This window comes from Bdellovibrio bacteriovorus (assembly GCF_048286975.1).
Lineage (GTDB): Bacteria > Bdellovibrionota > Bdellovibrionia > Bdellovibrionales > Bdellovibrionaceae > Bdellovibrio > Bdellovibrio bacteriovorus_H.
The window spans coordinates 1,669,278-1,683,433 of record NZ_JBLVRT010000001.1 but is presented as its reverse complement, the minus strand read 5'-3'; the positions used below and the strand labels follow the sequence as shown (position 1 = coordinate 1,683,433).

Below are 14,156 nucleotides of genomic sequence, written 5' to 3'. Positions count from 1 at the left end.
CTTAATAGAGTAAGAAGAAGTTCCCCACGTCGATACCGTTGATCGGCGCATGGCCATCATGTCCCTCACTTGGAACAAGAATATCCATGGTACCGTCCCCGTTCACATCCCCGGATGAAGTGTTCATATAGAAGTAACTTGGTGATGTCTCGGTATCATCGTACTGGATCACATAAGGCTTCATGCGCCCTTGCGCATCCCCGACAACGACCGTGTCCGGATAATCTGCCGAGTGCAAACCCAGGATGGAACCGAAGAACACCAGACCCCGACCCAACTGAGTGTTGCCGTTGATCGAGTCATCATATCCATATGAGCCCAGAATCACGTCGTCGAATCCGTCACCGTTGAAGTCGCCTTTTTTCATTCGGCCTGTCATGACTTCACTGCCAACCATATCTCCGGACTTGGCATCCCACGCATAGAAGGCCTGAGGAGCCGGCTTCGGTGTTCCCACCGCCCGCATACACTCAATACCCGCGCCACCGCCTGGAAGGCTCGGGTCGGTATAAAGCATTTGTTTATTCAGATTGACCTCAAGATAGTCCCACATCGCCGAGTTATTATCAGAACCGCACAAAGGACCATAATAGACATAGGACATACCCACATCTGACATTCCCGCCTTCGGTGCTTCACGTGGAGCCGTCACAATCAAGTCTTCATAACCGTCATTGTTCAGATCCCCTGCTGTAGCGACACGGTAGCCGAAGTAGCGACCGTTCATGTTGTTGCCGAAGCCCTGATTCAGGATCGGAGGCATGATGCCATAAGCGCGCCCCGCAGCTCCGTCGAGATCCAGGGATGGATCCAGATTCTGGAACTGACTTTGTGTCGTGTTAACACAGGAACCAGCCATGTATGTGGAGTTGTAATAACTGTCACGATCAGCAGCCTGAATTCCATTCGTACTTCCCTTGTACATGAACAAGCGCCCGTAGTTGGAATAGTTGTCAGCATCATAGTAACAAGACAGATCTTCCCAGCCTGGAGCTGAAATCACCAGGTCATCAATACCATCTTTGTTATAGTCCATCACAGCAATGCTGGCCCCGAACATATGGCGCATGCGATCGTAACCAAAGTTCACGTTACGCACCATCGGACTGTACAGGTACTGCATCTTACACGAGTTATTCGGAGCCCCACTGCAGGCCTTGTTGGCCACTGCGGCAGATTCGGTCCCGTAAGTGTCGATCATATAGGTCGCATTGGCCGACAACAGATTCGTATTCACCGTTGGTTCATTGTCCGTCGGGGTATAACCCTTCACTTTCGGAGTCTGCACCCCAGTAGAGGAACCATACCAAATAAACACGCGTCCCATCTCAATCGCCTGAATACCATTCAAGCAACTGGAATCGGCTTCATCATAACACTGCCAACCCGCGCCCGCCGCCGGAGGATCCCCGAATGGCGGATTGACGTCGGCAATACTGGTGCCTTTATTCATCGTAAAGAATGAAGGCGCTGAAGGAATCGCAAATACGATATCCGAATAACCATCCCCGTTGAAGTCACCATGATGGATAACTTTGCGGCGATGCGGAGACAGCTCATCCATTCCCAGGAATTCTGACCCCCATGTGGTCGTTGACCAGCGGGTTGAGATGTACTGAGGATCTCCGGCCGCAGGAATCCATTTTGGATTGGTCACAGCCTGCAATCCCCCTCGGGAACCATAGTAAGCAACGATCTGTCCCCCCGTTGCCGGATCAAGGAAGATCACATCACTGAATCCATCTCCATTAATGTCGCCGCCATCAAAGGCACGAATCGCCCAGCCAGAGCTGAGGTTCGTAGGCTTGCTGATCAGCTGAGGCAACGCGATATCGTTCAACGTCACCCCCTGGGCCGGATTCACCGAAGGATAACAGTATGTTTCATTCTGACTTTGAGACTTGAAGACCCGGACCAGATTTTCTTTACAGAACGAAGTCGTGACCAAGCCCAGATTGGATCCAAAGAACACCACTGCATCGGTCGTATAAGTTTTGCTGTTCGCTGACGGGCGTGAAATCTGCGCCACCGCATCGGCATATCCATCGCGATTGATATCACCCACGATACGAATGCTTTCGAAGTTCAGACTTTGTGGGCTGCCCATGCGATCCACCAGCTTTTCAGCGGGAACGGAGTTTACTGAAGACAGCGGCTGACCCTTGGAATAATAACCAAAGGCTGCGCCTCCACCCAATTTTGTGGATTTATCAAGGTATGCCCCCACAAAGACGTCATTCAGCGGACTCAGACCGGCATAGTCCCCGTCAAAGTTACCCACTGCCACGGACCGGCCAAAGTAGTCATAAGACTGACCTTGATAGTTGTACAGATGCAGGAAGTTGGATGTCAGACCCACGCCAGACAAGCCCGTAAACACGTAAGCCGCACCGGAATTGGTCGCTTTGGTTCCGTCACCGGTAGCGCCCACGACGACATCTTTAAGACCGTCACCCGTAACATCCGCCACGGCCATGGCCTCCGGATACAAACCAAGATAATAGTTTGCACCGATGGAGTTCGAACGAATCAGAGTCGGAGCACATTTGCGCTTGGTCAGATTGTTGTTAACGTCAAAGCGGTCACACTGGGATGAACCATCGTTCCAGTCACTGTCTTTGATCGCCGGATCCACCGCATCGATACCTTTAAACGCATCCATTTCATAAAGCTTGAATGGATTTCCATAGAAGACCCACAAAGCGCCGGAATTGGTTTTGGAACCGTTATTGAAGTAGCTGCTGGATACAACGGCTTCAGCCCAGCCATCCGCATTTGTATCAGAAGGGCTGGTCAATGCCGTATTGGTGGCATCATAACGGGAACGATCCCCGACCAGGGCCACCGAGGTACCGAAACCACGGGAAACCATTTTAACGCCAGAGCCCACCTGATCATCTTTATAGTAACTGCGCGGGAACAGGATACGGAAGCCCGCTTTATTCGTCAGACACGAGTAATGTTTGTTCGTATCCATCTTGCGGTTACCGCAGAACCAGAATTGGTTACGATAAGTTTCATCTTCGGTCGCTGACGCCGATGGCGCGGAACGACCGAAGTAAATGTAAGCCGCACCCGGAGCAGAACCCACACCCGCAGCCGCGTTGTTCACCGGCAAGCTATAGTGATTCGTACCACTTGGGAACGAGAAGCCGGAACTTCCCCAACCGCCTTCTGCGGGCGGAATCGCCGCACAGGTGTCCGGGGTTGCACAACTGGCTGTTGTCGCTTTAATTTTCGCACTTTGCGCCTGGATGTAACGATCCCCTGGCGCACCCACGATCATGTCAGATCCACCCACCAGCTTCCCGGCTGAGTTGCGAATTCTGAATCCACCATCCACATCGGCACCACCGTGCACTGAATAGCCAAAGCGAGCACCATTGTGCGGAGTCGGAGCATACACCTTCAGGAAGCGGAACTTCGGATGTGTGGCATTAGGAATCGCCCCTGCCGTCGGAGTTTCATATCCGATACCGGACTTGGATCCGAAGTACATGGCCACAAATCCCGTTTCACGTTCGTATCTCGAATCGCCAGGAAGATTCGGAGCCGGAGTTCCATCCCAGTCACCACGAGGAGCCCCCACTGCGATGTCATCATAACCATCACCGTTGAAATCACCGATAAACGATACTGAGTATCCGAATTCGGCATTGTTGCCCATCTGAACTCGTCCAGCCTGATCCCAATGGGAAGATGGCCACAAAGAAGTATCCGGCCACAACATCACTGCAGAACAAGTCGCACCCTCCACAAGGCCATTACAGGTTTCAAAGTTCTGCTGCATGTCTTTGATTTTGGTCGGAGCTTTCAGACCTTCCGCACTTCCGAAGAAGACAAAGGCTGCGCCGTCATATTCATAAGGACTGTAACTGGTGTCCTGACCAGGAGCCCCGACGACCAGGTCTTCACAGGCATTACCCAGTCGAGTGTCTCCATTCAGATTTCCGCTTCCGGACATGGATTTGCCGAAGCGCGCATAGTGGGAAAGATCCTCAAAAGTGATGATCTGCGGATCAACCCCAGGAGCTGCCGGGCTCTGCACCGGGTCCGGGAATGTTTTCAGTTTATAACTGGCAGAGCCGGTTGGCTTATAAGAATAATAAACATAAACCGCGCCGGCATTGGCTGACTTCACACCCAAAGATGCGATGGATATGTTCGGCAACCCCACGGCCAAATCAGGATGACCATCACAGTTGAAGTCTCCTGAGGTCATGGCTTCACCCATGTAAGCAACCCCGGCATCCACCGCCGCAACCGGAGGCATATCTTTGTAACCCGGAATACCCTTTATATAGGTGCTCAGGTTATCAAAAATCAAAGTTTCATTCTTCGCGCCGTCATTATAGTTCACGCGAATGGACAAATCCTCGATTTTTCCGATCGTCCAGTTCGCCGACGGAGAGAACACAATTGTCCCGGCACCCACCAACGGATCCGACACGGCCGTGTTACCCATATATACCCGGCTGACATAGTTTTCGTTTTTGTATTCAGAATTCACCACTGGGGTGACCTTCGCAAAAGGCAACGCACCGATGGAAATCGGGCTCAGTTCATAGGCTGGCGTCGGGAAGGATGAATTGGTGGAAGCGGTCACAACTTTCGTTGGACGCTCGTAGGTGTCATCCATGTATTTCGCCTGAACCACAAAGTGGTAGCGTGTGGAACCCGTCATATTACGGAAGACATAACGATTTTCCAGTGAGGTGCGGTCCACCGATGTCCAATTGGCTGTATTGGCCGCCGTTGGGTCTTCGTACTCTTTAAAGAAGATCTGATATTCCGCAACTTTGCTGGGATAATCCCAGATCAGAATCAAATTTCCATCCGCATCTTTGGAAACACTGCCCGCACCCGCAAAGGGTTTGTTGGTGGTGACTTTGATCTCTTTGTTGCCGCCGACGCTGTTCGTGCCGTCAGTGCCCACAACTTTAAAGGTGTAGGTGGTGTTTGGAGTCAGGTTACGGATGATAACTGAGTCCTGGAATGTTTCAGCAACCGAGTCAGAAGAAAGATTGTAATATACTTTGTACTCACGATATCGGCTGTGCAGCTGCCAGTAAACTCGCACTGCCGTTGGCGAAAGAACCTCGACGCCTTCCGCGCCGGTGAAATCACGCAACAGACTTCCCGTCTCAAGCTTCTCTGTACAAGCCGTCAAGCTGACGACAACGGTCAGCAGGGCTGCATTGAAAATCCTTTTAATAGAGAACATAGACGACTCCTGTCGAGAATGCCTTGCCTGACGGGTGATTGCGCCCCGGAGCCCCCAGAACCACATCTGAAACTCCGTCGCCATTGATATCACCGCTCACACTGTTGGATATATAGGTGTATTCGTATGCTTTTCGCTCCGGCAGATACAGCAGGTACGGTTCACACATTGGTGACGAACCTCCATAGCAGCGCGGAGTGGTTGTTGGTGTGGAATTGATCTTCAATCCCAGCATGCTGCCATAATAGATCACATAAGCACCGGAATCGGCCTGAATCTCTTCAAGGTCATAGTCCTTGCCTGGCATGTTCACAATGATGTCAGTATAACCGTCATTGTTTACATCACCCAATCCCGCCAGCCCATAACCGAAGGCATCTCCGGCCTCGAAGATGGCATCGGTACCCAGAACCTCAAGACGCTGAGGTTTTGGCTGGGACTGGCTGGCATGCAAAGTGTTCTTGGCAATCGGAGCTGAACCCGCCAGGAACAGATCCGTGGTCGCCAGAGACGTCGAACCATAGAAGGCATATGCACTGCCGACCTGGCCTCCATAGAAAGTATAGATTTTTCCTGCAACAGGCGCCGAAACCACGATATCAACGACACCATCACCATTGATATCACCCGCCGCCGCCACTTCATATCCAAAGCGTTCGGCCGCCGCAGCCGGATCCAGTTTTTGAATCGGGGTATAGGCCAAACCGCGCGCTGCACCTTTGAACAAATAGATGCGACCTTTCATTGTCGTCAACGACGGATCACTGACGACCAATTCGTCGGACTCTTCACCCGCAAGAACATCCAGGGAATCAATGCCCACAACATTCCAACCGAAGGTCACGCCGGTGTCATTGGACGCCAGCATCTGAACTTTACAAACCTTAGGTAAAGTCTCACTGCATGGATTTTCCACCAGAACATCTGCCGCAGCCCCGTTATCATCCTGCAAACGGATCGTGCCTGTGGCGCGATTGGTCTGTGGACCTGTCGAAGAACCGTAGATAACAAATACACGGCCTCGATTGCCTGCCGCCATATTCACCCCACCCGGGATGACATCCGCACTTGGAGTCAAACTGGTGTAGGTGCCCAAAGCAAAGTCACTATAGCCATCGGCATTGAAGTCACCATAGGCCACAGAACGATTGATGTTGCTAAATGTTCCAACCGACAATCCCGGGAAAGTGAACGACCCGTACATATTACCGTCCGCATGGAAGGCAATAGTGTTTGCTCCACCCAGACCGAATCTGAGTGGATTCTGACCCACCGGTGCCAAGGATGGAGCATTGGCATAAACCACCCCGCTGGAAGAACCGTAGTAGATATAGCTGCCGGAAGTACCCAGAATCAGAAGATCATCATAAGCATCCCCGTTCACGCTGCCGACACGATGGAATTCCCGGCCAAATCCAGGGTCACTGTCTACAGCCAGCTTCAGCGGATGCAGAGGTGCAATCGGGTTGCGCGAAGGTTCTGGTGTTGTCACCAGGCCCCCCGCACTGCCATAGAAAACAACCAATTCAACGGTGCTCGCCACAGAAATGTGCGTCACAACATCAGCGTAACCATCCCCGTTCAAATCACCGACGACTTTGGCACGTTCATAGTGATAATTCAGCTCTTTGCTGAAGTTCACATTGATCGTTTGATCCGGAGTGGTCACAGAAGCTGCAAAGGAACCATTGGATTTAAAGACAAAGGCCGCACCGTTAAAGTAAGACGGACTGGAAAGATAAGGCGCACCAATAATCAAATCTCCGGTTTTATCGCCGTTGAAGTCTGCCCCAGCCAATCCTCCGGCACCGATCTGAGCACCAGCGGTCATGTCTTTCGCATAAATAATAGAGGCACCGAATGGATTCACACCACCGCTGTACCAGGTGCAGTTCGTAGCACACCCATAAGAATCGTCGTCAGACAGTTGTGGAGCATCGATACGAACCCCGGCTTCAGTACCCAAGGTGGATACGTCCGGCTTATACAAGTAAACCACACCATGATTTAAAATGGACTTCTTACCATCACTGCTGGTCACAGCTCGGTAAGGAACACCGACGGCCAAAGATGGCAATCCCCGCGTGACATCCTCGATATCCGCCACTGTACCCAAAGAACGTCCATACTGAACTCCGGCTTCGGAAGGACTGGTATGGATCGCCTGATTTTCACAGTGTTCAAGACTGCCGGTGATAACGTTTCTGTTTTTTGCATCACACGCCAATGAATTCACCGCATTGATCGTCTGCACTGGTTCCAAAATCCCCTGCAAACCACCGGTTGCATAGTCAGAGGATCTAGGAGTCATATAATAGCCAAACACCACACCCGCATTCGTGCGGCCCGAAACTGTGGATGTCGGCGCGCCAACGAACACAGCTCCGGAAACATTTGGCGTCGAATTCGTTGTTCCGATAACCTTGGTCAGAGGATAACCATTTTGATTCTGCACACCCAGCAAAGAATAGCCGTATCCTTTTACCGTGATGTGAGCAGCACTGATACCCAAAGAGGTGTCCGGATAGGACTCTTTACACATCCAGCTGGTGATTTGCTGCAGATCCGTCCCTGAAGTCGGCTGCACACCTTTGCATGCCAGGATAGATCCCCGCCCCGCCGCACGCTGAGAAGCTCCGATCACGAGGTCATCACATTTGTTGAACTCAAAACCCTTATTTTTTGGAGCCGGAGACGTTCTGAAGACGTAGCCGCCACCATTGGTACACGTGCGTGAGTTGTAGGCCGAGGCCACGGCGCCACCGAAGTCTTCAGTTACGCTCGAACCCACGAAAGTGCCGTCTGTCAGATCACCTGCGCCGATGGATTCAGCATCAATCTTGGCATGGCTTTTCACCGCGCTTGCCGGGTAAAGACCGAAGCGGTCACCACGCAGAACGTGAACCTGACGTTTGTTGGCGTTGGTCGTCACACCCATTGCCAGATCGTCAAAACCGTCATTGTTATAATCGCCGAATGCGATCGAATGCACATAGGCCGTGCTTGAATCACGATACTTGGCCGGACGACATTTGAAGGAGGTCGGGTCACAAGTTGCCTCGTTCAGACCGTAAGCGCTACCGCCCGCACCTGTTACCAGACCACGAACCGGATCACCGAAAACGACAAAAACCGCGCCATCGTTGGTTTGCATGGCAAGGTCATCACAGGTATGAATTTCTTTAAGCTTGTTCAGATCCGCCGGAGGAACTGCTGGTGTGAACAAATCATCACACAAGCCCACGCGGTTGATCTTTGGATCGTTATCCACCACACCTTCAGGTGGTTTGTAACGGCTGAAGCAGTCCCCGTTCACGTTGCCGACCGCAATTCGAATACCCAAACGTGCATCTGAAGTCAGATCCGTATAATAAATCAACTGAGGATCCGGGAACGACGCATCCGCCGTCGGTACCACGTCTGTTTTCAAACGCGGTTTCGGACGAACGATATTGCCGTTGGAATCAATTTCATCCGGTGGCTGATATCCATAGAAGATTGACACCGCACCCGTGGCATCATAGTGCCTTTCACTAATATAAGGAGTCGCGCGCGGAGCGGACACTGCGACGTCTTTATAGCCGTCGCAGTTAAAGTCGCCCACCTGGACACCGTTCCCCAATTCTTGCATCCCCAGACCACCGCCAATCAGACGTGGCAGCAACGGAGCTTTGGCGCCAGCACCTTCAAGGCTGCGCACCAGAGGTTTGCTCAACCCCGGCAAGCCGTCAGGCTGGACATCCACAATTGTCACTTTCCCGTCAGTGGCTGTGACTTTCGCGTAAATATTCTTGATGCCCGGAGCGATCGGGATGATCGAGCGGAAATAGTCATTTCCACTTACCGTAGCCAGACGAATGTCCGTAAATCTTTCGAAAATTTCGGTTTTATAGGTGGAATCCCCGCCCTCCGTCCAGAACCAAGGGAAGTTACCCACAAAAGCGGAGTTCATGCGTACCGCTGGCAAATTCGACAACTGAGACTGCACCAGCACACAAGGTGCCTTGGAGTTCAGGTAGGTCTCGCTCATATTGGATGGCTCAAAGGTGCCATCATCATAAAACGCCATAACCCAGAAGCAGTACTTCGCGCCGCTCGGCAAAGAGTTCACCAGGCTGGTACTTTTGCTGACAACCGTGTTCACCGGCGATGTCAGGTCCCAAGTTTCGTTCTCACGCTTGGCAAAAATTTTGTATGTGACCCCATCCCCGTTCTTCACCCAGCTGACTTCCACAGAACCATTTGACTGGGACTGCAAACCCGATGAAGGAATACCCGAGAAATTCGCCAGAGTCTTCACGGTCATATAACTGTCGAAACCAAATTCCTCGTCCGTTGTTGCGTCCACACCGGAAGTTGAAAACTCATAATAGCTGTCTGGTGTCAGACTGTTCAGAGTTGTTGTCGCAAAAGTCTCAGTTTTTTTCGGAGTATTAAAACCTTTTTGATAGATTCGATATTCTTTGAATCGAGCCTGCAATGGCCATGATAGTCTTACACTCGTTGGCGATATCGCCACGGCGCTTTCCAAACCGTTGAATTTAGATGGCAAGTTGGTGCTTTGAAGCCCTGCTTTCGCACACGAAATCAGAACACCACATGCAACGTACAAGAGGATTGATAAAAGACATTTCATATTAGATTTAGGCTAGCCTCACTTTTTGAGCTTGGAAATGTCGTTTGAAATCGCACAGATGATGGTACAGTCCAGCTGGGACACCATACATTCGACGTTTTTCAGGCCTTTAAGCCAGAGAAGAATCACACTGATACTCTAAGATGAAACCAGTGCAAGATAAGCGTCTCAGAACACCCGATCCTCGTTTGACATAAGGGGAACAGTTTCTGAAATTGTGGATAGTTCCAACAAGCATGAATTCCAAATTTGAATCAGAATTTCAAGTGGGAATAGAATCGTACTTTTCAATTTTAAGGAACACTCGATGAACACAAAAGTGAACGGAAGCACAATAGAAGTCGCTCTGGAAGGCCCGATCAGCGAAAAGACCTCTTTGTTTGAACTGAATATTCAAAACTACAAAGAGATCAAACTGAACATGGCAAAAGTGACCTTCATCAATTCCATCGGAGTGAAGAACTGGATCATGTGGACCTGTCGCGTGCCGACGGATGCCAGACTCTCACTTGAAGAGTGTCCGTTTGTCATCGTGAATCAGGTGAATATTGTGCACGGCTTTCTGCCGAAGAATGCGCGCGTGACTTCCTTCAACGCGCCTTTCCTGTGCGAAGACTGCTCTCACGAACACGTGATCAAGTTGTCAGAAAATGTTCACTACAAATACGCAAGTGATCACGAAGCGTCGGCACTGAATCTTCCCTCAGGATCCAAGTGTTCCAAATGTTCCGCTGAACTTGAACCTGACTTCATTGTGGAAAAGACATTTGGATTTCTTAAGAAATAAGACCGACATCCAGTTCATGTCTGTACATCAACAAACATTTCCCCGATAGTAAGGGAATGAAAAAGAAACTCGGATTTGCAGCACTTGTATTATTCATCGGAATCATAGCAGGCGTGGGATATCTCGCGGGTATCCCGGGCCTGAGCAAAGTGGATGAAACCTCTCTTGGAAAACCTCTCGCTGTCATTCGTGATATTCAATCCCAGGTTCGACACAAGTACCCTGGCGACTTCTTCTGGCGCACAGCTGCTGATGGGCAAAAGCTTTACAACGGTTCTGAAGTTTTTGTCGGCGAAAAATCTGCAGCCCTTTTGCACTTTTCCGGTAACCGTCGCGCCCGTCTGAGCGAAAACACCCTGCTGCGCATCTCTGAAGATTCCGGCGACAGAAACAATCTGATTCTGGCTTTGAACGATGGCTCATTCAATCTGCGAAGCTTCCCCAACGACAACACAGGAATTATTCTGCGTGTGGATCAGGCGGGTTTGCGTATCGGCCCCGGCTCAAAGTATGACCTTTACGTTAAAAAGAAAGAGCATGCACTGGGACTGGCGATGGCCGCGGGACAAGTTTCCATCGAAGGTGTCGAAGACAAAAAACTGCTGAAGCACGGAGAAAGTGTCATCGTGCGAAGCCGTGGAACCAGCGCTGACAGCTCCGGCAACGCCGTCGGAGAAACCAGCAAAGTTGAACTTTACATTGATCAAACCATCGACCCTTCCATCAAGCTTGTCCATCCGGCTGAAAAGCAAGTGGTCTATAAGAATGAAACAAATCAGGCCTTCATCTGGGAAAGCGACACGGCCGAACGCCAGACTCTGGAATACTCAACGCATCCGGACTTCTATCAAATTGACGGCGAGGTCGATGTGACTGGTAAGAAAACCACCCCCATTCCAGTGGCAAAGCTGCTGGGTGATGTGTTCTGGCGGGTGGTATCTTATAAAGATGGCGTCCCCCACTTTTCAACAAACTCTTACTTCAAGGTCGCCAACCTGCAAAAGACGACATTAAGTGAACCCACACTGACCTTCATTGAACGCGGAAAGTGGCAGCTGGATACATCCGTCAGCAACGCGGCTCCGAATTCTCGCTACGAGTTCCAGGTCAGCCGGACCGAACGATATCAGGATCTGTATGACGCCTTTGTCGGCCCCTCGCCTTTCCGCTCCCTTATTGATCAATCCGGCGACTTCTATTTGCGCGTCAGACGCCTTTACGCCAACGATCTGGTATCGGACTGGTCCGATCCTATCAAAGTGCACATTCGCAGCCCTCTGACCGCGCCAGAGCTTAAAGTCACATCTCAAAATGAAAAAGTCGGCGGCGTGATGGCAGCCCAGCTTTCCTGGACCGGCGAAGAGGCGGCAGAACATTTTCTGCTTCGCACGTCCTTCAACGCTGACATGCGGGATTCAAAAATCAACCGCCTGCCAAAGTCCAAGACCAGTTTTGAAATCAACGAATACCTGACGCGGCCTTATTATATCAGTCTGCAGACAGAATCCAAAGAAGGTGAAGTGTCGCCTTCTTCCAACCTCATCACCCTGCAACCTTCTGCGACGGCTTTGAAAAATCTGGCAGCTTCTTCCGCAGCGGCCAAAGCTGCTGAGCTTCAGGCACAGAAAGCGGCTGCCGCCGCGGCAGAAGATGAACGCAAGAACGCCCTGACTGTTCTTTCCCCGGATGACAACCTTGTTGCCTATATCGGAAAACCGGTTCGCTTTGAATGGAGCGGACAAGCGCCGACTCTGGAATTTTCCACCGTGCCGAAATTCACTCAAGATATCGAAAAGGTGAACACTGCCGGTCGTTCTTTCGCGGAAGTGACCCGTAAAAAAGCCGGCGTGCTGTACTGGCGTCTGATTGCCGCTAATGGCAAGCCCGGTGCCGGTCGCAAGATCACCGTTGTGGCACCATCAGACATCAACCTGGAAAGAGCTGACCTTCGCCTGATTGAGCGCGGACGCTGGGAGATCACCGCAAAAGTTCGCGATGCCAAAAACAATCAAAACTTCGAAGTGCAATTGAGCCGCACCGCCGATTTCAGCACGGTCCTGGATTCCCGCAAAGGTCCTTTGTCTCAGGGCATGGAAGTCACAGATCCTGGAACCTACTATCTGCGCGCGCAAAAGGTTTACACCGATAAACCATCGTCTGCCGTATGGTCCAACGTGATTTCCGCAGAGGTCCGCCCACCACTGAGCGCACCTATTCTGCTGAAAGAAAAAGAGGACCTGATCAGCCCGGTCACCGTGCGAGTCACCGTCAACTGGAAGCCAGTGACTCACGCCACGGGATACATGATTGAAATCGCGGACACCCCGAAATTCGGAAATGTGAACCTGAAAGTGGATCTGAACTCTCCGGAATACGCCATTGACCATTCCACCAAAGAACCCAGTTATGTGCGTGTCCTGGCCCGCTCCAAGGAAGGGGAAATTTCCCCGGCCTCAGAGGTATTCAAAATCAAAGGGGTCCTGCCAGGCCCGGTGGTGGAACGCTATGAAATCACCTACGGCAATATCGATGAAAAAGGATCCCAGGATCAATTGCACGTTCTTTGGACTCACCGTAAGAATGCCAAAAAGTATTTTATGGAAGTGGGCCGCAACGAAAACCTGAAGGACGCCAAACGCTTTGAAACCCGCAATATTGAGTTCTTTATGCCAGTCAAAGAAGAAGGCTGGTATTACTTCCGCCTGATTCCAAGTTCTGAAAGCCCGGATTTCTTTGATACTCCATCACAGGTCTATGGCGTTGAATACCGCAAGCAATCCGACCTGCTGGCCGCCGCACTGGAAGCTCCGAGCAAAGGCAACAAGTTCAAATCCGGCGATGCCATCCGCTTTGGCTGGGGGCAGATTCTGGGAGCTGCCTGGTACGAACTTGAACTGGCGAAGAGGCAGGACTTCAGCGGCAGTGTGGTTTATAAAGTTGAAGCCCGCGATTATTATCTGAATCAGGGGCTTGGCAAGGGACGCTGGTATTTCCGCATGCGCGGTCGCAGCAACAGCCAGACCTCTCCTTGGTCTGAACCCAGCTTCATCGAAGTTCAATAAAAAAAGAGCTCCCACCGGGAGCTCTTTTCATTTTCTGATCTTGAAATTTAAAGTCGGATTAAACCACCAGCTCAATGATCGCACGGAAGCCATTGCTTCCCGCCATTGCCGCAAGGATGTTACGCAAAGACGTTATGTTCTTCCCCTGAGCCCCGATCAATTTTCCGCGATGCTCCTGAGGGATATTGATGCGATAAACAGTGGTGCGATCGCCTGACGTGAAACTGACTTCGACACCTTCTGCGCCTTTCGCCATCTCCTTCACCACATCCTGCAACAAGCCTGCAATGCGTTCCCGTACGTGATCCATCTGCGTATCTGCCAGCGCCAACACTTTGTGCCTTTCGTTAACTTCCCAACCATGGTCAACGCTGGCCCCATAAAGGGCAACGTCCACCTTCAACGACAAGACTTCAAAGTGTTCACAGAGAAATGTTTCCCGAACAG

5 protein-coding genes are annotated in these 14,156 nt (G+C 51.1%); 2 read left to right on the top strand and 3 right to left on the bottom strand.

The features are described 5' to 3' along the window. Window position 1 precedes the first annotated feature (1 nt). Both ACNQKP_RS08165 and ACNQKP_RS08160 read right to left on the bottom strand, forming a co-directional pair. On the bottom strand, window positions 2-5,224 hold the full coding sequence (locus tag ACNQKP_RS08165; RefSeq protein ID WP_417864032.1) for a hypothetical protein: 5,223 nt from the start codon (window positions 5,222-5,224) through the stop codon (window positions 2-4). After that, window positions 5,211-9,860 carry a hypothetical protein gene (locus ACNQKP_RS08160; protein ID WP_417864031.1) on the bottom strand — a complete coding sequence of 1,550 codons (4,650 nt, stop codon included), beginning with the start codon at window positions 9,858-9,860 and terminating at the stop codon, window positions 5,211-5,213. Before ACNQKP_RS08160 ends, ACNQKP_RS08165 begins: the two co-directional genes overlap by 14 nt. Before the next feature lie 307 nt (window positions 9,861-10,167). Here ACNQKP_RS08160 and ACNQKP_RS08155 point away from each other — a divergent pair, with 307 nt between their 5' ends. Beyond that, window positions 10,168-10,647 (top strand): hypothetical protein, encoded by a 480-nt coding sequence (locus ACNQKP_RS08155; RefSeq protein WP_417864030.1) that lies wholly within the window; start codon window positions 10,168-10,170, stop codon window positions 10,645-10,647. Between the two features lie 56 nt (window positions 10,648-10,703). Continuing rightward, entirely contained in the window at window positions 10,704-13,709 is a 3,006-nt protein-coding gene (locus ACNQKP_RS08150) for a hypothetical protein (RefSeq protein WP_417864028.1), read from the top strand. Between the two features lie 58 nt (window positions 13,710-13,767). On the opposite strand, the gene ACNQKP_RS08145 is transcribed toward ACNQKP_RS08150, so the two are convergent. Continuing rightward, entirely contained in the window at window positions 13,768-14,043 is a 276-nt protein-coding gene (locus ACNQKP_RS08145; RefSeq protein WP_417864026.1) for a KH domain-containing protein, read from the bottom strand. Between the last annotated feature and the right edge of the window lie 113 nt (window positions 14,044-14,156).